Source organism: Mesorhizobium sp. M2A.F.Ca.ET.046.03.2.1 (assembly GCF_003952425.1).
Classification (GTDB): Bacteria; Pseudomonadota; Alphaproteobacteria; order Rhizobiales; family Rhizobiaceae; genus Mesorhizobium.
Window position 1 is genome coordinate 4,487,422 of record NZ_CP034449.1, and the last position, 20,572, is coordinate 4,507,993.

The window sequence follows — 20,572 nt, forward strand, 5'->3', positions numbered from 1 at the left end:
CCCATCAAGCGGGCTGTGGATTGATCGCCATGGCAGGCCCGGACGCACCGGTGTTTTTGCCGGTTACCACCTCGACGATGCCGCGCGCGATCTCGCGCTCGCCCATGATCACCGTGTCGGCGCCGAGGCTTTTCAGATGCTCGACCTCGGCGTCGGAGTGCGCGCGGGCGATGATATTGATCGCAGGATTGGCGGCGCGGGCTCGAAGCACGATCTGGCCGGACTCGAAGGCATTGGGGATGGCGAGGATCAGCCGCTTCGCGCCTTCCGGATTGGCGGCCGCGAAGACATCCGCATTGGCGGCATTGCCGGCCACTGTCTCGATGCCGTCGTCACGCAGCTTGGCCAGCGTCTTGTCGGCATCCTCGATCACCAGGAAGGGCAGGGCGGCTTCCTTCAGCGCTACGCCGACGAGGCTGCCGACGCGGCCGTAACCGATCAGGATGGAATGGCCGGCAAGCGCGGTCTTGGGCGGCGGGCCGTCTTCCTTTCCCAGCGTTGCCTGGACCGAAGCAATCTGGCCGGGCTCGGTGGCCGGGCCGATCGGCCTTTGCTCTTCGACAGGTGCCGTGTTGCCGGCGCGCTTTTCCAGCCACGGCTTCATCCAATCGACAAGGAGGAACATCAGCGGATTGAGCAGGATCGAGAGGATCGCGCCGGCCAGGATCAGGTCGCGGCCCTGTTCGGGCAGCAATTTTAGGCCGACGCCAAGCTCGGCAAGGATGAAGGAGAATTCCCCGATCTGGGCAAGGCTCGCCGAAATCATCAGCGCGGTGGCGATCGGATAGCGGAAGGCGATGACGATGACGAAGGCGGCGAACGACTTGCTGACGACGATGATGGCCAAGGTGGCGAGGATCGGCAGGCCGTTGCTGATCAGGCTGAGCGGGTCGAACAGCATGCCGACCGAGACGAAGAACAGCACCGAGAAGGCGTCGCGAAGCGGCAACGATTCTTCCGCCGCGCGATGACTGAGCTCGGACTCGCTCATGATCATGCCGGCGAAGAAAGCGCCGAGCGCCAGCGAGACGCCGAACAGCTTCGCCGCGCCGAAGGCGACGCCGAGCGCGATAGCCAGCACCGAAAGCCGAAACAATTCGCGCGAGCCAGTGTGGGCGACATAATGCAGGATCCAGGGAATGACCCGGCGCCCGACCACCAGCATGACGACGACGAAGGCGGCGACCTTGGCGAGGGTGATGCCGACAACGCCCCATATGCCGTAGCTGGCGGGCAGCGAGAGCAGGCTCGTATGATCATCGACCTGCGCCCGGCCGCCGAGCACGCCGGCGAGCGCGGGCAACAGCACCAGCGCCAGCACCATGGCGAGATCCTCGACGATCAGCCAGCCGACCGCGATGCGGCCGCGTTCGGTCCCGATCAATCGCCGTTCCTGCAAGGCGCGCAAGAGCACCACAGTCGAGGCGACCGAAAGCGCCAGTCCGAAGACCAGGCCGGCGCCCAGCGGCCAGCCGAGCAACCAGGCAAGCCCGACGCCAAGCAGGGTGGCGAAGCCGATCTGCACGATGGCGCCCGGCACGGCGATGGCGCGGACGGACAGAAGGTCCTTCAGCGAAAAATGCAGGCCGACGCCGAACATCAAAAGGATGACGCCGATTTCAGCGAGCTCGTTGGCAAGGCTGGCGTCGGCGACGAAGCCCGGCGTGTTCGGCCCGACCAGGACGCCGGCGACGAGGTAACCGACAAGCGGCGGGATGCGGAAACGGTTGGCTAAAGCCCCGAAGACGAATGCCAGCCCCAGACCGGCGACGATGGTGGCGATAAGGGGCGTGTCATGCGGCATTGTCTTTTTGCGCGCCTTTCGAAAATTCACGATTCGGATGGGCGCCCGCCGAGGCCGTCGCCTTCGGCAATATGGTGGACGGAGCGGCGATCATGCAACCGCCGCCGCGCAGAAATCGACCTAGAAACAGGGTGCAAACCGGGAAATCGGCGACGCGCCGACAAAGAGACGGTCGCGGAACGCATTTGGTCCCGAAGCTGCTTTGCCTCGGCCGCTTATGCCGCTTGCAAGAGGGTCTCGATATCGGGAATCGTGTGGTTGGTGAGCGTCTTGGGAATTTCGGCCTGCACCTTCTCGCTCACCTCTTTGTGCAGTTTCTGGCGCATCTCGCCAAGCACCTGCGGCGGTGCGATCAGCACGACCGCGTCGAATGCGCCGCGATGCGCGAGCTTGTAGAGCCGGTCGGCGATCTCGACAGCGAAACGTTCCTTGCCGAGACGGTGCCAATCGGTCTCCTCGACGGCGCTGCGGGGGCCTTCGTTGCTCTGGCGGCCGGGTTTGTCCGTGCCTTGCTCGCGCGTCGCGGGGTTCTCCTGCTCCATCTCGTGCACCACCTCCAGGTTCGGGAACTTGTTGTCGCCCTGGTTGCGCAGGAAGAGTGCCTTTTCGCCATCGGCCACGACGACCCACAATCCGTGCTTCAGCTTGATGTTCATGGTGTTCCTCCTTTGCTTGCGGGGTGCCGACCGGTCGAGCCCAGGATCGACAGAATGGATGCCTAGCCAAACGAGCCGCGGAGCAGGATTGTTCCGACGTGTCGGTGGCACTCTCAACTGCTCCTACCAGGCGAGGTTGCGCGCCGACCGGCAAGGTCGGCTTAATCTACTAAGTTAGTAGAATTTAGAAAAAACTGTTTTGCCGCTTTCCCGGGCCGATGGTAAAAGTCACGAAAGATCAGCGTGGTTTCTCACGCCGTTCCGGCTCTCTCATTCTCAAAGTAGAATTTTTTTCTCTTGCTCTTCGCGGCTGCGAAAAAGCGATTGCCTGCCGTTCGGCGACGCGCGAGTGATTGCCTTCTGGTTTTTGGCCAGTCCGCGTAAAACTGCCAAACTGTTTCACTATTGCTCGTCGCCATGTCGCCAGCCAACGCCAAGCTCAATGCCTTCCCGGTCTTCATGCGGATCGACGGCGAAGCCGTGGCCATCGTCGGCAATCGCGAAGAGGCGCTTGCCAAGGCCCGGCTGCTCGCCCAGTCGAGCGCGGCGCTGCGCATCATTGCCGACGACGCCGATCCCGACCTGCTCGCCTTCGTCGCCGCGTCCGGTGCCGTTCACATCGGTGCCGCCTATGAGGCCGCGCATCTCCAGGATGTCGCCCTGGTGTTCGCAGCCAGTGGCGACAAGGCGCTCGACCGCCGCGTCGCCGAGGACGCGCGCCGGTTGGGCATTCCGGTCAATGCGGTAGACCAGCCGGACGTGTGCGATTTCTTCACCCCGGCGCTGGTCAACCGCGCGCCGGTTGCGATTGCCATCGGCACCGAGGGCGCCGGACCGGTTCTGGCGCAGATGCTGCGTGTCCGCATCGACCGCATGCTGCCGCCTTCGCTCGGCCGGCTGGCGGCGCTTGCCGCGTCGTTCCGCGCCGCCGCGGAGAAACTGCCGAAGGGCAACCGCCGCCGCCGCTTCTGGAGCGATTTCTTCGCTGGCGCGCCGGCCAAGGCCATCGAAGCCGGTGACCACGCCCAGGCGCATGGCGCGGCGCTCGAACTCCTGAGCGTGGATGCGCCGGCCGGGGGCCATATCGCGCTGGTCGGCGCCGGTCCGGGCGCGGAGGACCTGTTGACGCTGCGCGCGCACCGCCTGCTGATGGAAGCCGATGCCATCGTCTATGATGCGCTGGTGCCGGAGGCGATCGTCGCCATGGGCCGCCGCGATGCGGAGCGCCTACCGGTCGGCAAGCGCAAGGGCTGCCATTCCAAAAGCCAGGAAGAAATCAACGCGCTGCTGATCGAACTCGGCCAAGCCGGCAAGCGCGTGGTGCGGCTGAAGTCAGGCGATCCGCTGGTGTTCGGCCGGGCCGGCGAGGAGATGGCGGCGCTGCGCGAGGCCGGCATCGCCTATGAGGTGGTTCCGGGCGTCACCGCCGCCTTCGCCGCCGCTGCCGATTTCGAGTTGCCGCTGACGTTGCGCGGTGTCTCGTCCTCGATGGTGTTCACCACCGGACACGACCTCAAGGGCAACTCGCTGCCCGATTGGGCCAAGCTCGCCATCTCGGGCGCGACCGTCGCCGTCTATATGGGTCGCTCGGTCGCGGCCGAAGTCGCTGGACGGCTGATCGAGGCGGGGCTGTCGCCGGACACGGCTGTCGCCGTCGTCGAGAATGCCAGTCTCGGCAGCCGGCGCCGTTTCCATGGCACGCTGGCCGACCTGCCGTCGCTGGAAGAGCGCGCCGACCTCACCGGTCCGGTCATGACGATCATCGGCGATGCGGTCGCTGGCGCCAATTTCGAACGATCCGAGCCGCTCGCGGCACATAAGCATGAGGGCGCGGCTTCAGCCGTCGCCGAAGGAGTTCAGCCATGAAGGTTCTGACCGCGAACAGGCTCTCCGACGGCATCGCCGTCTGGTACGCCGATGGCGGCTGGGCGGAGACGGTCGGTCATGCGGATATCGCACATGACAAGGCGGCGGAGGATCGGCTGGAAGCGATCGGCGCCTCTGCCTACGCCAACAATGAGGTTGTCGACGTCAATCTGATCGACGTCGATGTGGTCGACGGTTTGGCCGAGCCGGTGCGGCTGCGCGAAAAGATCCGCGCCGCCGGGCCGACCATCCGCACCGATCTCGGCAAGCAGGCCGCCCCGGAAGCCATCGGGGCGTAGAATTTTAGAAAAGCAGCGGGCGGACGCGCCCGGAAAGACGAAGCATGTACCGTTACGACGAGTTCGACCAGGATTTTGTTCACGCCCGCGTCGCCGAGTTCAGCGACCAGGTGCAGCGCCGGCTTGCCGGCGAGATCACCGAGGACCAGTTCCGGCCGCTCAGGCTGATGAACGGCGTCTATCTGCAGCTGCACGCCTATATGCTGCGCATCGCCGTGCCCTATGGCACGCTGAACAGCAGGCAGTTGCGCATGCTCGGCCATATCGCGCGCAAATACGACAAGGGCTACGGTCACTTCACCACGCGCCAGAACATCCAGTTCAACTGGCCGGCGCTGTCGGACATTCCGGCGATCCTGGCTGATCTCGCCAGCGTCGAGATGCATGCGATCCAGACCAGCGGCAACTGCATCCGCAACGTCACCGCCGATCATTTCGCGGGCGCCGCCGCCGACGAGGTGGCCGATCCGCGCCCCTATGCGGAAATCCTGCGCCAATGGTCGTCGGTGCATCCGGAATTTTCGTTTCTGCCCAGAAAATTCAAGATCGCGGTGACGGGCGCCGAGCGCGATCGCGCCGCCATCCAGACCCATGACATCGGCCTGCATCTGAAGAAGAACGCGGCCGGCGAGCTGGGCTTCGCGGTCTATGTCGGCGGCGGCCAGGGCCGCACGCCGATGGTGGCCAAGAAGATCCGCGATTTCCTGCCGGAAGCTGATCTTCTGTCCTACTGCACGGCGATCCTGCGCGTTTACAATCTCTACGGCCGCCGCGACAACAAGTACAAGGCGCGCATCAAGATCCTGGTGCACGAGACCGGCGTGGAGGAGATCACCCGCCAGATCGAAGCCGAATGGCAGGAGCTGAAGGACGCCGAGCTGAAGTTGCCGGAGGCGGACATTCAGGCCATCAACGCCTATTTCGCGGCGCCGGCGCTGACCGCCCGGCCTGAGGGCGACGATGTGGTGAAGCAGGCGCGGCTCGATTCCAAGAGCTTTTCGGAATGGCTCGACCAGAATGTCGTGACGCATCGCCATCCCGACTATGCGGCGGTCACGATCTCGCTCAAGGGCATCGGCGAGGTGCCCGGCGACGCCAGCGACAGCCAGATGGAAGCGGTGGCCGACATCGCCGAGAAATACGCCTTCGACGAATTGCGGGTCAGCCACGAACAGAACCTCATCCTGCCGCATGTGGCGCGCGCCGACCTGAAGGCGGTCTATGACGCGCTGGTGGAGATCGGTCTCGCGACGGCCAATTCCAACCTGATCAGCGACATCATCTCCTGCCCCGGCCTCGATTATTGCGCGCTGGCCACGGCGCGCTCGATCCCGATCGCGCAGGAAATCTCGCAGCGCTTCGCCTCGCTGGAGCGGCAGCGCGAGATCGGCGAGTTGAAGCTGAAGATCTCCGGCTGCATCAATGCCTGCGGCCACCACCATGTCGGCCATATCGGCATCCTCGGCGTCGAGAAGAAGGGCTCCGAGCTCTACCAGGTGACGCTCGGCGGCTCGGCCGACGAGAACACCTCCGTGGGCGAGATCATCGGCCGCGGCTTCTCATCGGAAGAGATCACCGATGCCATCGAGCAGATCGTCGACACTTATCTCGGCCTTCGGCTCAGTCCCGACGAACGTTTTATCGACGCCTACCGCCGAGTCGGTCCCGCGCCATTCAAGGAGGCGCTCTATGCTGGCGAAACCAAGGCCGCTTGACCGTATTGTCGACGTCGAGGCCGGCATCGCCGCCGAAGCGGCGGGGCTCGACGCGCTGCTCGGCCATCTGAAGCCGATCGAGATCATCGAGCGCGCGGCGCGCGAATCCTTCCGCGGCGAGGTCGCGGCGGTCTCGTCCTTCGGCGCGGATTCGGCGGTGCTGCTGCACATGATCTCGGAGATCGACCGCACGCTGCCGGTGATCTTCCTCGACACCGGCAAGCATTTCGAGGAGACGCTCGGCTATCGCGACGCGCTGGTCGCCGATTTCGGCCTGACGGATGTCCGGGTGATCAAGCCGGACGAGGCGGCGCTCGAACGCGTCGACCCGACCGGCCAGCTCAACGAGACCGACACGGACGCCTGCTGCAATGTCCGCAAGGTGGAGCCGCTGGCGCGCGGCGTCGAGCCGTTCCGCGCGTGGTTCACCGGGCGCAAGCGCTTCCAGGCTTCGACGCGCGCGGCGCTGCCCGTCTTCGAGGCGGTCGGCTCGCGCATCCGCATCAACCCGCTGGCGCATTGGACGACGTCGGATCAGGCCGACTATATGCGCGCGCATGCGTTGCGCGAAAATCCGCTGGTCGCCTATGGTTATCTCTCGATCGGCTGCTTCCCGTGCACGCAGCCGGTGCAGCCCGGCGAGGACGCGCGCAGCGGCCGCTGGGCCGGGCACGCCAAGACCGAGTGCGGTATCCACCTCTCCGGACTGGAGAAGTCGCTGACCGACGCCTCTCTTTAGGACACGCGATATTCAGGTGAGGCCGGCCTGCAAATGGCGACTTCCTGCGCTTCCGGTGCTCACGTACTTCAAGTACGCTCCTGCTCCGGTTCTCGGAAGCCACCATTTTCGGCTCGGCCTGACCTGAATCTCGGCATATCCTTGCAATCGTTAGGACTTTAGGATTTTTGATGACTGGATCGACTTCAGCGGGGACCCGCCTCTGGACCCCGGACGGCTTTCGCGAGGACGAGTGGACGCACGCCGAAAGCGCCGAGGCGCTTGCCGGCAATGGCCGTTTCATCCTGCCGCTGCAGGCTTTTCTCGGGCTGGATGAAGAGGTCCGCAAGTCAGCCAAGGAGCGTCTCGGCGTGCTGCTGCAGCCCGGCGACGAGCTCGACAAGATAACCGGCCTGCTTGACCAGCTGTCGCTGGTCGCGCTCGCCTTCCCGGCCTTCAATGACGGCCGCTCGTTTTCCAAGGGCGAGTTGCTGCGCGCCCGGCATCATTTCAAGGGCACGGTGCGCGCCACCGGCCAGGTGCTGGTCGACCAGCTGCCGCATATGCTGCGGCTCGGCTTCGACGAGTTCGAGGTTTCCAACCCGGTGCTGTTGAAGCGGCTGGAGGAAGGGCGGACCGGCGGGCTGCCGGTCTATTATCAGCCGGCCGTGGAGCCTGAGCCCAAGGGTCCGAAATATTCCTGGCGGCGCAAGCGCGCTGGATCAGAATGACGTCTGGTTGACCGTCATCCTGATCCAGTCCTTTGTCGGAGCATGATCTTTTCCGAACCCTCGGTTCGGGATCATGCTCTGGCTGACGCAGCGGCATCTTTACAAGCAGCGCAAGCAGGCATTCTCTCCAGACAACGGACGGAAAGATCCGCCGGGAGGGAACCATGCGCTACGACTATGTGATTGCCGGCGGCGGCTCCGCCGGCTCGACGCTTGCCGCGAGACTTTCCGAGGACCCATCGAAGACGGTCTGCCTGCTCGAGGCGGGAGGCGCGGGCAAGGATCTCTTGATCCGCGCGCCGGCCGGCATCATCGCGCTGCTGCCTGGACGGCCGAAGATCAACAATTGGGGCTTCCAGACAGTACCGCAGGAAGGTCTCAACGGCCGCAGGGGCTATCAGCCGCGCGGGAAGGGCTTGGGTGGATCGAGCGCCATCAACGCCATGCTCTACACGCGGGGCAATCGCCGCGACTATGACGAATGGGCCGAGCTCGGCTGCGACGGCTGGTCGTGGGACGAGGTGCTGCCCTATTTCCGGCGCGCCGAAGGCAACCAGCGCGGGGCTGACGCGCTGCATGGCGGCGACGGGCCGCTCAGGGTCTGCGAGCAGCAGGAGCCGCGCGCGATCTCCAGGGCCTTCGTCGAGGCCTGCGGCGAAAACCAGATCAGGCTGAACGACGATTTCAACGGGCCGGAGCAGGAAGGGGCCGGCCTCTACCAGGTGACGCAGTTCTGGGGCGAGCGCCGCAATGGCGAGCGCTGCTCGGCGGCCGCCGCCTATCTGCATCCGGCGATGAACCGGCCGAACCTCACCGTGGTCACCGGCGCGCATGCGACGGGGGTCGTGCTCAACGGCAGGCGCGCCACTGGCGTGCGCTATCGCATCGGCAAGAGCGAGGCCGTGGCGGAAGCCAGGCGCGAAGTCATCCTGTGCGGCGGGGCGTTCGGATCGCCACAGCTGCTCCTGCTCTCCGGCATCGGACCGGCGGTGGAACTCGCGGCGCACGGCATCCCGCTTGTCCACGAATTGCCGGGCGTCGGCAAGAACCTGCAGGACCATCTCGATTTCATCCTCGCCTGGAAGTCCAGACAGACGGATTTGATGGGCATCGGCCTCAGCGGCATGCCCGGCCTGATCCGGCACATGCTGCGCTGGCGCAAGGACGGAACCGGCATGATCGCCACGCCCTATGCCGAAGGCGGCGCTTTCCTGAAATCCGACCCGGCGATCGAGCGGCCCGACCTGCAATTGCATTTCTGCATCGCCATCGTCGACGACCATGGCCGCAAGCTGCATATGGGCTACGGGTTTTCCTGCCATGTCTGCGTGCTGCGGCCCTATTCGCGCGGCGAGGTGGGTTTGAACAGCGCCGATCCGCTGGCGCCGCCGCGCATCGATCCGCGTTTCCTCGAGGACGAGCGCGACGCCGACCTTCTGCTCAAAGGCGTGCGGAAGATGCGCGCCATATTGGAGGCGCCGGCGCTGGCCAAATATCGCGCCAGGGAAATCTACACCGCCGGCGCTTCGAGCGATGCCGAGCTGATGGCGCATATCACGGCGCGCGCCGACACGATCTACCACCCGGCCGGCACCTGCAAGATGGGCGTCGACGACATGGCCGTGGTCGACGCGCAGCTCAAGGTGCGCGGGCTGGAAGGGTTGCGCGTCGTCGATGCCTCGGTGATGCCGACCCTGATCGGCGGCAACACCAATGCGCCGACGATCATGATTGCCGAGAAGGCCGCGGATATGATCCGGGCCGCGGTCTGATCGTCGGCCTTGGTCGGACCAGCCATTTTCGGTTCTGTCGCTAGGACATCGTCTTTGCCTGCCCGCCGATAGGATCGAGTCCATCTGGTCAGACCAAATTGACGATTTGCGCTTCCCCTTTTGCCGTCCTCACCTTAGGATGGGTTTACTATTTTGCACCCCGAAATAAGTAGCCAGCTAAGGGAGGAACGGCATGGCCGGCAAGAAGATATTGATGCTCGTTGGCGAGTTCAGCGAGGAATACGAGATTTTCGTCTTTGAACAGGCCATGCACGCGGTGGGGCACACCGTCCATGTCGTGTGCCCGGACAAGAAGGCGGGCGACGTGCTCAAGACCTCGTTGCACGACTTCGAAGGCCACCAGACCTATACCGAAAAGCTCGGCCACGATTACATCCTCAACAAGACCTTCGCCGAGGTGAATCCGGCCGACTATGACGCGGTTTACGCCGCGGGCGGGCGCGGACCGGAATATATCCGCATCGACAAGCGCGTGCAGGCGCTGGTCAGGCATTTCCACGAGACCGGCAAGCCGATCTTCACCATTTGCCACGGCGTGCAGATCCTGATCGCGGTCGACGGCGTGGTGCGCGGCAAGAAAGTGGCGGCGCTGCAGTATTGCGAGCCGGAAGTGACGCTTGCCGGCGGTATCTATGTCGACGTCGCCCCGACCGGCGCGCATGTCGACGGCAATCTGGTGTCGGCGAAAGGCTGGCCGGGCCTTGCCGCTTTCATGCGGGAATGCCTGAAGGTGCTCGGCACCGAGATCCGCCACGGCGAAGCGCTGATGCGCGATGACCGAAAGGCGGCCTGAACTTGTCCTTTGCGCAATTCCGGACGGAAAACCGCTACGCACTTTTCCTGGAATTGCTCGAACCGCGGCGCGCGGCTATCGACGCCGCTCGCCGCCGGCTTTCCTGGCATCCGCAGCGTCCAGGCGGTCAAGCAGGTCGCTCAGCCGCCGGGGCACCTCTTTTTCCAGGCGAAATGCCGGCAAGGTGCGCAAAAAGCGCTTTGTCGCTTCGCTGCCTGCCTGCCGCCTGATATCGTTGGCCAATTCGGCGCGCCGGTTGCCGTTGTTGCCGTTCATCGTCCCAAAATCCTGTGTCGGCTTCGAAACTCCTCCAGCCCGTTTATGGTTCCCGCAACGGCATTCGAGGGCAAGCAAAGCCGCGTGATACGGTAAAATTTGAATTAATTTGGAACGATGGTTCGGCATCGGCGGCGAGCGCTTACCCCTTGATTTTTGGCCTCCAAACCTCGATATCGGGCGCAAATCCAGACCAATCCGAATGACGGGAAACGGCGATGAGCGACCAGGCAAAAGACGAACGCACGCCCGAAGATATGGAAGCCACCCAGGCTTCCGGCGAGCGCGCGGAAGGTGGCGTCGACGGCGACTATGAAGCGCTCGTGCGGCTGCTGAAGGAAAACGAGGAACTGAAGGACCGCGCGTTGCGCGTCGCGGCCGAAATGGAGAATTTGCGGCGGCGCACCGCGCGCGACGTGCATGACGCGCGCACTTACGCGGTGGCCAATTTCGCGCGCGACATGCTGTCTGTATCGGACAATCTGCGCCGCGCGCTCGATGCCATTCCGGCCGAGGCCAAGGCTTCCGGCGATGCCGGCTTCAAGGCGCTTATCGAGGGTGTCGACCTCACCGAACGCGCCATGCTTTCGGCGCTGGAGCGCCACGGCGTGAAGAAACTCGCGCCCGAAGGCGAGAAGTTCGATCCGAACTTCCACCAAGCGATGTTCGAAGTGCCCAATCCGGAGGTCCCGGCCGGCACCGTCGTGCAGGTGGTGCAGCCCGGCTATTCGATCGGCGAGCGCGTGTTGCGGCCGGCGATGGTCGGTGTTGCCAAGGGTGGCCCGAAGGCAACCGCCGAGGCGAAGGTCGAGCCCGGCCCGGTGAACGAGCAGGCCGAGAAGGATGCGTGAATAGGGGAGTAAGGGAGTAGGGCACTAAGGGAGTAGGGGAAGCGGAACCGTACTTTGACGCGGTTCTATGCTATTCAACTTTCCCTATTGCCCTACTCCCTTACTGCCCTACTCCCCTATGTCCTTGAACCCCATCGCCTTGCTCGACTATGCCGGCGTCGCCGTCTTCGCGGCGACGGGCGCGCTTGCCGCATCGCGCAAGCAGCTTGATATTATCGGCTTCCTGTTCCTGGCCAGCATCACCGGCATCGGCGGCGGGACGCTACGCGACGTCATCCTCAACCTGCCCGTATTCTGGGTCGCCAACAGCGGCTATGTGCTGATCTGCGCGGTCGTCGCGGTGCTGGTCTTCTTCAGCGCCCACCGCTTCGAATCCCGCTACAAGCTGCTGCTCTGGCTCGATGCCGTCGGCCTTGCCGCGTTCTCGGTGATGGGCGCGGCAAAGGGGCTGGCCATCACCGGTTCGCCTGTCGTGTCCGTCATCACGGGCGTGCTGACGGCGACCTCCGGCGGCATCTTGCGCGACCTGCTTGCCGGCGAGCCTTCGGTGCTGCTCAGGCCCGAAATCTATGTCACGGCCGCCCTGGCGGGCGCCGCCATCTTCACCCTTGGCGATCTTGCCGGCCTGCCGACGCTGGCGTCCAGCCTGCTCGGCTTCGCGGGCGCGTTCGTCGTGCGCGGCGGGGCGCTTAAATTCGGCTGGTCGTTTGCGGCCTATCGGAGTCGGCCGGGGCGAAGGCCGGAAGACATTCCGTGAGCGAGTAGCGAATAGGGAGTAGCGAGTAGAGATTACCCGAGATGGCGTTCTATTCGCTATTCGCTATTCGCTATTCGCTATTCGCTATGCCGCGAAGCGCTGCCCTTCGCCGCCATAATAGTTGACATAGCGGGCGCCGATCTCCTTGACCGGCATGACGACGAAGACGTCGACGGTCGAGAATTCGTGGTCGATGACGCAACCGTCGCCTATGCGGGCACCGACGCGCAGGTAACCCTTGACCAGCGGCGGCATGGCGGCGATCGCCGCCTTGGTGTTCACCGCCTCGATCGGCATCAGGTCCATCGAGCAGTAGCGCCCCGGTACCGCGCGGACATCCCAGGCGGAGTTGGTGCGGCAATGATGGGCAAGATAGGTCAGCGCCTCGGCATGCGCCGCCGGCACGATGCCGTGGAAAGAGGCGCAGCCGGTCATCACGCCGATGCCGTAATGGTTGATATAGGCCCAGATGCCCTGCCACAGCGCCTCGATGGTGCGCTTGGAACGGTATTCGGGCAGAACGCAGGAGCGGCCGAGCTCGAGGAAGCGCTGGCCGGGGTGGCGCGCGATCAGCTTGGTGAGCTCGAACTCGCCCTCGGAATAGAAGCCGCCGGCGGTCGCGGCGATCTCCTGCCGCAGCAGGCGATAGGTGCCGACGATGCGGCGGTGCTCGGGGCCGGGAAGGGACGTGTCCAACACGAGAAGGTGATCGCAGAGCGGGTCGAAACGGTCGGCATCGCGCCGGTCCTGCGCCTGGAACAGGTCCTTCCTCGCGCCAAGCTCGTCATAAAATACCCGATAGCGGACTTCCTGGGCGGCGGCGATCTCAGCCTCGTTGCGGGCGAGCCGCACCTCGAGGTTGCCGATCCGGCCCAGCGGAGCGCCGCTTGCGACGGCGTCGGCGGTACGGGCAGCGAGCAGGGCGCCGCCGGCATTCGGCCGAGTGTCACATTCAGGCATGACTGTATGCACGAGTGATTCTCCTTCGAGCCATCCCTCTTGGCACGGGGATACGGTGTAGGTGCAACAGGATTGTGACAGTACCGTGATACGGCGTGGCGGGCAATACTTTGTCGGCTGGACAATACCCTCAACCGGCTATCTTACGGTCGCGAAAGCCAGGCAATTCATGGCTTTCAAGGGCTCAAAATTTCGTCAGGCGGCGACCTGGCCCTCAACCGCCTGGACGAGCGCGTCCGGGTCGAGCGGCTTGGTCACGAAGCCGCTGGCGCCATGGGCGAGCACGGCATGCCGGGTCTTTTCCTGGCTGTCGGCCGAAAGCACCATGATCGGGATCGGCGGCATGGCCAGGGACTCTTCATGGCGGCGGATGGCGGCGATCGCATCCAGGCCATCCATGACAGGCATATGCAGGTCCATCAGCACCACATCGAAGCGGAACTTGAGGCCGGCGTCGGTAACGGCATCGACCGCGGCCTTGCCGTTGCCGACAACCTTGACGCGATGCCCTGCCTTGAGCAGCGTGGCGCGGGCGAGCATGGCGTTGATGTCATTGTCCTCGGCGATCAGCACCGACAGGCCCTGGTCGCGCTTGCGCACCGAGGCGGCGCCGCGCGGCTCCGGCCGCGGCTGGGTGAGCGCGGAGCCATGGCTGGTCAACAGCACCCGCAAAAGGGTCTCGCCGCGCACGGGTCTCGCGAGAAAGGTGGCGTAGCCGCTGGCGCGGAATTCGCCGAGCATGCCCCGGTCCGTCGGCGCGATCAGGGTGATGGCTTCACAATCGGCGAAGCCTGAGTCGCGCAACCGCTTGAGCAACCTGCCGTCACTGTTTTCGAGCGCGGCGTCGACCAGCAGCACGTTGCAGCCGGCAGCGAATGGAGCGGCCTGGCCTGGCGTCGCCGCAACCTCGACGATGCCGCCATAGGCCCTGATGGCGCGGGCGATGGCATCGGCCTCGATGGCGTTCTTCGAAACGATTACCGCCCGCCGGTCGGCGAGGATGTTGTTGCGGTGCGGCGGCGGCTCGGTCGCGGCAACCGCCGGGATCTCGAGGATAAATTCCGAGCCTTCGCCGAGCCGGCTCGAAACGGAAATCGTGCCGCCCATCGCCGTCACCAGCCGCTTCGAGATGGCAAGGCCAAGGCCGGCGCCGCCATGCACCCTGGTCGAGGTGCCGTCGGATTGCTCGAACTCCTCGAAGATGCGCTCCATGTCCTCTTCACGCAGTCCGGGGCCGGTGTCGGCGACGGTGAAGCAGATGCAGTCGCTGGTTTCGGTGCGGGCGCGCGCCACAGTGAGCAGCACGCCGCCCGTGTCGGTGAACTTCACCGCGTTGCCGATGAGGTTGAGCAGCACCTGGCGCAGGCGGCCGGGGTCGGCGGTGATCATCTGCGGCACGTCGGGTTCGACATGGCAGCCGAGACCGATATTCTTGGCGAAGGCCTTCGCGGCCAGAAGTTCGATGATGTTGTCGGCGATTTCGCGCAGCGAAGTCGGCTGCGGCTCGGGCTCGAAGCGGCCGGCCTCGATCTTGGAATAGTCGAGCAGGTCCTCGATAAGCGCGAGCAGCGCGCTGGCAGAGGTCGAAACAGCGCCGACATAGGTCCGCTGTTCCGGCGACAGATCGGTGTCGGCAAGCAGCTTCGCCATGCCCATGATGCCGTTCATCGGCGTGCGGATCTCGTGGCTGACAGTGGCGAGGAAGCGCGACTTGGCCTGGCTCGCATATTCGGCCCGCTCGCGCGCGGTGATCAGTGAGGATTCGGCGCGCTTGCGGGCGGTGATGTCGCGCGCGATCGCCCGATGCGAGACGGCGCCGGTATCCTTGTCGCGCACCGACAATTCGATCCAGGAGAACCAGCGCGGGCCATTCGGCGTGCGGATCGCGACATCGGTGGAGCTCAGGCATTCATGGTCGGAGAAGGCGGCGTCGGGAACGATGCCGACGTCGATGCCAAGCTCCGACAGGGTCTTGCCGGCGAGATTGCGAGGGTCGACCTCGACAAGCGAGGCAAAGACGCTGTTGGCATAGACGATATGGCCGTCGCGATCGCGATGGACGACGAGGTCGCCGAGCGCGTCGATCAGGCCGCGGAAGCGCTCCTCGCTCTCCTGCATCTCACACATGCGATCGGCGAGGGTCTCGATCTCGGCGCGGCTGCGGGCGGCGGTCTCGTCGAGAAGCGCCGCGGTGCGCCGCTCGTCGCGGCGGTTGCGCAGATGCATGGCAAGGCCGGCGAAGGCCACGGCGGCGAGCCCGATGGTGACGATGATCGGCGCCCCGGTGAGATGCGCCAGCCCGGCCAGGACGACGATGCCGACGATCGTCAGGAAAGGCAGGCCTTCGTGGCTGGCGGCAGGCAAGTCGGGAGCCAGCGGCGGCGCGACGAGCACCTGCCGCTTCGGCGCGTCGGGCCTGTCAGCGCCCGCGGCTTTGCTGTCCTGCCTGATGTGGGAGTCCGCGACCATGCGCGGAACCATGCCAGACAGAAATTATGGAAGATTGGGGCGGATCGTTCGAATTTTAGCGATCGGGCGGATTCCGGCCGCGCTGCGGGCGCAGGCGGAACCGCGACCTCCGGCTACATGTCGACGACGACGCGGCCCCTGATCTTGCCTTCGACGATGTCGCGTGCGGCGGCGACAATGCCGTCGAAACCGATGGTGCGCGACAATGTCGACAGCTTCTTCAAGTCAAGGTCGGCGCCGATGCGTCGCCATGCCTCGAGGCGTACCGGCTTCGGCGCCATCACAGAATCGATGCCCAGCAGCGAGACGCCGCGCAGGATGAAGGGCGCGACGCTTCCCGGCAGGTCCATGCCGCCGGCCAGGCCGCAGGCGGCGATTGCGCCACCGTAGGAGGTCATCGACAGGACATTGGCCAAGGTATGGCTGCCGACCGAATCGACGCCACCTGCCCAGCGTTCCTTGGCGAGCGGCTTCGCCGGCTGGCTGAGCTCCTCGCGCGAGATCACCTCGGCCGCGCCGAGGTCGATCAGATAGGGGCTCTCGGCGTTGCGGCCGGTCGAGGCGATGACGTGGTAGCCCAGGCTGGAGAGGATCGAGATGGCGACCGAGCCGACGCCGCCGGCCGCGCCCGTCACCACCACCGGACCGCGATCCGGCACGATGCCGTGACGCTCCAGCGCCATGACGGAGAGCATGGCCGTGTAGCCAGCCGTGCCGACGGCCATCGCATCGTGCGCGCTCATGCCCTCGGGCAGCGGCACCAGCCAGTCGCCCTTGACGCGGGCCCGGCCGGCATAGGCGCCGTAATGCGTCTCGCCGACGCCCCAGCCGTTCAAGATTACCTTGTCGCCCTTGCGCCAATCGGCATGGGAAGAGTCGATCACGGTGCCGGCGAAATCGATGCCCGGAACCAGCGGCCAGCGGCGCACGACCGGCGCCTTGCCGGTGATGGCGAGCCCGTCCTTGTAGTTGACCGTCGTCGCCTCGACTGCGACGGTGACATCGCCCTCCATCAGGTCGGCCTCGGTGAGGTCGACGACCTCGACCGACTGCTTCTTTTCGGCATCGCGCGAAACGAGGATGGCTTTGAAGGTGTCGGACACGGTTTTCTCCTCGGTTCTGGCTGGTGAGAACTCTGCGGCTTCAACCGCGTGAGGTCAATTGCCGGGGTCCTGCGGTTTGGCTTCGCGGGCCCAGCCGATCAGCTCGTCGAAGACCACGAGCGCCGCACCGACCGAAATGAAGGCGTCGGCGAGATTGAACACAGCGAAGGACCAGACGGGCGTGTGGAACAGGATGTAGTCGATGACGTGGCCGAAAATAGCGCGATCGATGAGGTTGCCGAGCGCGCCGCCGATGATGAGCGCAAAGCCGATGCGGGCGACGACATGGCCGGCCGGGGTGCGCGTGGCGAGATAGAGCACGAAGGCGACGACCAGCACCGCGATCACCACCAGGCCGGTATCGCCGAAGGACTGGAACATCGAGAAGGCGATGCCGGTGTTGTAGGTGCGGAACAGCGCCAGGAAGGGCAGGAGATCGACCTTTTCTTGAAAGGCGAGACCGTTCTCGACCAGCTGCTTGATCCACTGGTCGAGCGCAATGGCGATCCCGACCAGCAGGGCATAAGGGGACCAGGATTTCACTTATTAGTCCTCATCGCGTCTCGATCGTGTCGAGCTTCAAGGCGCCACGCCTTATCTCGAACAGCATCACGCCGGTGGCGACCGCCAGATTGAGGGAATCGGCGCGGCCGGCCTGGGGATCCGGAGCAGCCGGTCGCAGCTCTCGGCGAGGCTGTCGGGCAGCCCCTGCTGCTCGTTGCCCATCAGCAACAGAACCGGCCCTCTGGAAAAATCGACGGACCGATAGTCGACCGCGCCCTTGAGGTGCGTTCCGACGACCAGCCCCGAAAAATCGCGCCGCCAGGCGAGGAAAGCCTGCTCGGTTGCTCTCGCGACCGGCACGGCGAAGATCGACCCCATGGTGGCGCGCACCGTCTCCAGCGAGAACGGATCGGTGGTGTCGCCGACCAGGATGACGCCCTTGGCGCCGACGGCGTCGATGGTGCGGATCACGGTGCCGAGATTGCCGGGGTCGCGGACCCGGTCGAGCGCCACCCAGACATCGCCGTCCCTGGCGCGGATATCCTTCAGCGGCACGGTTTGCTGGGCGAAGACGCCGACCACCATTTGCGGATTTTCACGCCGGGTAATGGCCGCAAGCACCTTTTCGGAGACCTCCAGCACCGTGCCGCCGGCGGCGACGGTCCGCGCGGCGACCTTTTCGACGGCGGCGTTGCCGCGTCCGGCCTTGGCGAAGACCAGAGTCCTTATCGACCAGCCGAGGTCGAGGGCATCGATGACCAGCTTCAGGCCCTCGGCCATGAAGGCGTTCTGCTGATCGCGGAATTTCTTCAGCGCCAGTGCCTTGATGTCCTTGACCAGCGGATTGGCGAGGCTGGTGACTTCCTTGACCTGCCCGACAGGGCGAGCGCCGTCGTGTGCGTTCATTTCAAGCCACCCAGCGCGAGAACAGCGAGGTCGACAGCGCGCGGCCGGCGGATTTCTCGCGAATGATCAATTCGCCGGATTCGACTGTGCCACCCATGCCGACGAAGGTATCGCGCATCAGCGCATGGATGGCGAAGAAGGAGGCGCGGATCGAATAGGCGGTGAGGACGACGGCCAGCGGCTTCGGCGTCAGGATCGAGCGGCAGAGGTCGGTAAGGCCCGGCAGGTCCTCGAACAATTGCCAGACCTCGCCCTTGGGACCGCGGCCATAGGCGGGCGGGTCGAACAGCACGATGTCGTAGCGGCTGCCGCGGCGCTCCTCGCGCTCGGCGAATTTCACCGCGTCCTCGACGATCCAACGGATCGGCTTGTCGCCAAGCCCGGCCATCTCCTGGTTCTCGCGCGCCCAGCCGATCGCCTTCTTCGAGGCGTCGACATGGGTGACCTCGGCACCCGCGCGGGCCGCCACCAGCGAGGCAAGCCCCGTATAGCCGAAGAGGTTCAGTACCTTGACCGGCCGCTTCGCCGCCGCGATCAGCCCCGCCATATGGTCCCAATGCGAAGCCTGTTCCGGAAAGACGCCGACATGGCGAAACGAGGTGAAGCGGCCGAGGTAGTCGATGCCGTCATGCTTCATCGGCCAGGTCTCGCCGAGCGGCGCCTTCGGGAAGCGCCAGCGGCCGATGCCTTCCTCGTCGGTGTCGCCGGTGAAGACGGCGTCGGCGCGCTCCCATTCCTTTGCCGGAAGGGCGCGCTGCCAGATCGCCTGACCCTCGGGGCGCACGATGCGATAGGGGCCGTATTGCTCGAGCTTTTCGCCCGCGCCGCTGTCCAGCAGCGCGTAGTCGGCGTTGGGCGCGACTTCGAGGATCAGCGGCAGGCGCTCGGCGGGCAAGGAACCCTCGCGGCGCGCAAGCACGCGCGGCGCCGGCTTGGCGTCCTGCCTGTGTTCCGGCCTCGCTTCGCGCCGTTCGTCTGGACGCGGTTGGACACTGCTGGCTTTTACGGGCTGACGCAGGCGGTTGTCGCGGTTTCGATCGCGAAAGGATTTCAAGAACGGTCTCCGGAACGGCAGGCCGCTTTTGACATAGGGATTCGGGCCGCGCAACAAAATGGTCCCGCATCTATGATGCACCCAGCTCTGGAGACACGCAAACCGACCATGTCCCGTTCTGAACGCTTGCTCGACCTTATCCAGATCCTGCGCCGCCACCGTCGGCCGGTGAGCGGCCGCACGCTTGCGGACGAGATGGGCGTGTCGATTCGCACGCTCTATCGCGATATCGTGTCGCTGCAGCGGCAGGGCGCGCCGATCGAAGGCGAGGCGGGGCTTGGCTATGTGCTGAAGCCAGGCTTCATGCTGCCGCCGCTGATGTTCTCAGACGAGGAGATCGAGGCCATCGTGCTCGGCTCGCGCTGGGTGGCAAAGCAGCCGGACAAAAAGCTGGCCGCCGCCGCGACCGATGCGCTGGCCAAGATCGCGGCGGTGCTGCCGGATGATCTGCGCGAGGACCTCGATGCCACGACGCTGCTTGTCGGGCCGCGCTCGGACAATCTCGAAGCGATCGACCTCGGCGTTGTGCGGCAGGCGATCCGCGAGGAACGCAAGCTGGGCTTCCTCTATCGCGACGCCGAGGGTGCGGCCTCCGAGCGGCTGGTCTGGCCCTTCGCGCTCGCTTTCTTCGACAAGGTGCGGGTGATGGCGGCGTGGTGCGAAACGCGCCAGGATTTCCGTCATTTCCGCGCCGACCGGATGTCCGACCTGACTCCGACCGGCGTCCGTTACCCACGCCGCCGCCAGGCGATGCTGAAGGAGTGGCGGGCGACGCTGGACGCGCCCCGCTCAAACGCCAGGAAGGGCGATTCCGCCTGATCGCTGCTGCCAGAATCTGACAGTAGGTCCGCATATGGTCCCGAAGGTCCAGACACTTTGGAGATCAGATATGACCACGCCGAATTTCGTCATCCTCTATGTCGACAGCCCGGAAAAGAGCGGTGCGTTCTACGCGTCGCTGCTCGGGCGCGAGCCGGTCGAGTCCTCGCCGACCTTCGTGATGTTCGTGCTCGACAAGGGTTTCAAGCTCGGCCTCTGGTCGCGCCACACGGTGGAACCGGCGGCTGCGGGGGCAGGCGGTGGCGGCGAGCTTGTGCTTGCCGTCGACAACGGCGCGGCGGTCGATGCCACCCATGCGGATTGGGCTGGCAGAGGCCTCAAAATGCTGCAGGCTCCGACCGATCTCGATTTCGGCCGCACCTTCGTCGCGCTTGATCCGGACAATCATCGCCTGCGCGTTTATTGGCCGAATGGGCAGGAGGGCAGTAGGGCAGTAGGGCAGTAGGTGTTCTTTCCCCCCTTATTCCCTTACTGCCC

Annotated in this window: 19 protein-coding genes and 1 pseudogene; 11 read left to right on the top strand and 9 right to left on the bottom strand. The window is 65.1% G+C overall.

The window, feature by feature from the left end:
• Positions 1-4: 4 nt before the first annotated feature.
• Both ybaL and EJ072_RS21415 read right to left on the bottom strand, forming a co-directional pair.
• Positions 5-1,804 carry a YbaL family putative K(+) efflux transporter gene (gene ybaL / locus EJ072_RS21410; RefSeq protein ID WP_245466930.1) on the bottom strand — a complete coding sequence of 600 codons (1,800 nt, stop codon included), beginning with the start codon at positions 1,802-1,804 and terminating at the stop codon, positions 5-7.
• 215 nt (positions 1,805-2,019) lie between these two features.
• Positions 2,020-2,460 (bottom strand): host attachment family protein, encoded by a 441-nt coding sequence (locus EJ072_RS21415; protein WP_126081174.1) that lies wholly within the window; start codon positions 2,458-2,460, stop codon positions 2,020-2,022.
• Positions 2,461-2,877: 417 nt separating this feature from the next.
• Between EJ072_RS21415 and cysG the strand changes: the two genes are divergently transcribed.
• From cysG to EJ072_RS21450, 7 genes are all read left to right on the top strand, one after another.
• Positions 2,878-4,326 carry a siroheme synthase CysG gene (gene cysG / locus EJ072_RS21420; RefSeq protein WP_126081175.1) on the top strand — a complete coding sequence of 483 codons (1,449 nt, stop codon included), beginning with the start codon at positions 2,878-2,880 and terminating at the stop codon, positions 4,324-4,326.
• Positions 4,323-4,625: a DUF2849 domain-containing protein gene (locus EJ072_RS21425; protein WP_126081176.1), complete on the top strand. Its 303-nt coding sequence runs from the start codon at positions 4,323-4,325 to the stop codon at positions 4,623-4,625. Before cysG ends, EJ072_RS21425 begins: the two co-directional genes overlap by 4 nt.
• 44 nt (positions 4,626-4,669) lie before the next feature.
• Positions 4,670-6,340 (top strand): nitrite/sulfite reductase, encoded by a 1,671-nt coding sequence (locus EJ072_RS21430; RefSeq protein ID WP_126081177.1) that lies wholly within the window; start codon positions 4,670-4,672, stop codon positions 6,338-6,340.
• Positions 6,315-7,079: a phosphoadenylyl-sulfate reductase gene (locus EJ072_RS21435; RefSeq protein WP_042641022.1), complete on the top strand. Its 765-nt coding sequence runs from the start codon at positions 6,315-6,317 to the stop codon at positions 7,077-7,079. Before EJ072_RS21430 ends, EJ072_RS21435 begins: the two co-directional genes overlap by 26 nt.
• A 170-nt stretch (positions 7,080-7,249) precedes the next feature.
• Positions 7,250-7,789, top strand: a complete 540-nt coding sequence (locus EJ072_RS21440; RefSeq protein ID WP_126081178.1) for a DUF934 domain-containing protein — start codon at positions 7,250-7,252, stop codon at positions 7,787-7,789.
• Positions 7,790-7,953: 164 nt separating this feature from the next.
• Positions 7,954-9,561 carry a GMC family oxidoreductase N-terminal domain-containing protein gene (locus tag EJ072_RS21445; RefSeq protein WP_126081179.1) on the top strand — a complete coding sequence of 536 codons (1,608 nt, stop codon included), beginning with the start codon at positions 7,954-7,956 and terminating at the stop codon, positions 9,559-9,561.
• A 193-nt stretch (positions 9,562-9,754) separates the two neighbouring features.
• On the top strand, positions 9,755-10,375 hold the full coding sequence (locus tag EJ072_RS21450; RefSeq protein ID WP_126081180.1) for a DJ-1/PfpI family protein: 621 nt from the start codon (positions 9,755-9,757) through the stop codon (positions 10,373-10,375).
• A gap of 75 nt (positions 10,376-10,450) precedes the next feature.
• On the opposite strand, the gene EJ072_RS21455 is transcribed toward EJ072_RS21450, so the two are convergent.
• Positions 10,451-10,651 (bottom strand): hypothetical protein, encoded by a 201-nt coding sequence (locus tag EJ072_RS21455; RefSeq protein WP_042641030.1) that lies wholly within the window; start codon positions 10,649-10,651, stop codon positions 10,451-10,453.
• Between the two features lie 218 nt (positions 10,652-10,869).
• Between EJ072_RS21455 and grpE the strand changes: the two genes are divergently transcribed.
• Both grpE and EJ072_RS21465 read left to right on the top strand, forming a co-directional pair.
• Positions 10,870-11,502 carry a nucleotide exchange factor GrpE gene (gene grpE, locus EJ072_RS21460; RefSeq protein ID WP_042641032.1) on the top strand — a complete coding sequence of 211 codons (633 nt, stop codon included), beginning with the start codon at positions 10,870-10,872 and terminating at the stop codon, positions 11,500-11,502.
• A 124-nt stretch (positions 11,503-11,626) separates the two neighbouring features.
• Entirely contained in the window at positions 11,627-12,259 is a 633-nt protein-coding gene (locus tag EJ072_RS21465; protein ID WP_126083706.1) for a trimeric intracellular cation channel family protein, read from the top strand.
• 84 nt (positions 12,260-12,343) lie between these two features.
• Here EJ072_RS21465 and EJ072_RS21470 read toward each other — a convergent pair whose 3' ends face one another.
• From EJ072_RS21470 to EJ072_RS21495, 6 genes and pseudogenes are all read right to left on the bottom strand, one after another.
• Positions 12,344-13,231 carry a GNAT family N-acetyltransferase gene (locus EJ072_RS21470; RefSeq protein WP_108702883.1) on the bottom strand — a complete coding sequence of 296 codons (888 nt, stop codon included), beginning with the start codon at positions 13,229-13,231 and terminating at the stop codon, positions 12,344-12,346.
• Positions 13,232-13,414: 183 nt separating this feature from the next.
• Positions 13,415-15,688 (bottom strand): PAS domain-containing sensor histidine kinase, encoded by a 2,274-nt coding sequence (locus tag EJ072_RS21475; RefSeq protein ID WP_126081181.1) that lies wholly within the window; start codon positions 15,686-15,688, stop codon positions 13,415-13,417.
• Between the two features lie 113 nt (positions 15,689-15,801).
• On the bottom strand, positions 15,802-16,791 hold the full coding sequence (locus EJ072_RS21480) for an MDR family oxidoreductase (protein WP_126081182.1): 990 nt from the start codon (positions 16,789-16,791) through the stop codon (positions 15,802-15,804).
• 54 nt (positions 16,792-16,845) lie between these two features.
• The gene (gene lspA / locus EJ072_RS21485; RefSeq protein ID WP_126081183.1) at positions 16,846-17,334 is read right to left on the bottom strand and encodes a signal peptidase II; all 489 of its coding nucleotides are present in this window, start codon (positions 17,332-17,334) and stop codon (positions 16,846-16,848) included.
• A gap of 10 nt (positions 17,335-17,344) precedes the next feature.
• Positions 17,345-18,201 (bottom strand): annotated as a pseudogene (locus EJ072_RS21490) (RNA methyltransferase).
• Position 18,202: 1 nt separating this feature from the next.
• The gene (locus EJ072_RS21495) at positions 18,203-19,255 is read right to left on the bottom strand and encodes a class I SAM-dependent rRNA methyltransferase (protein WP_126081184.1); all 1,053 of its coding nucleotides are present in this window, start codon (positions 19,253-19,255) and stop codon (positions 18,203-18,205) included.
• A gap of 108 nt (positions 19,256-19,363) precedes the next feature.
• Between EJ072_RS21495 and EJ072_RS21500 the strand changes: the two genes are divergently transcribed.
• Positions 19,364-20,074, top strand: a complete 711-nt coding sequence (locus EJ072_RS21500; RefSeq protein WP_126081185.1) for a YafY family protein — start codon at positions 19,364-19,366, stop codon at positions 20,072-20,074.
• Positions 20,075-20,144: 70 nt separating this feature from the next.
• Positions 20,145-20,540, top strand: a complete 396-nt coding sequence (locus EJ072_RS21505; RefSeq protein WP_126081186.1) for a VOC family protein — start codon at positions 20,145-20,147, stop codon at positions 20,538-20,540.
• Positions 20,541-20,572: the final 32 nt, after the last annotated feature.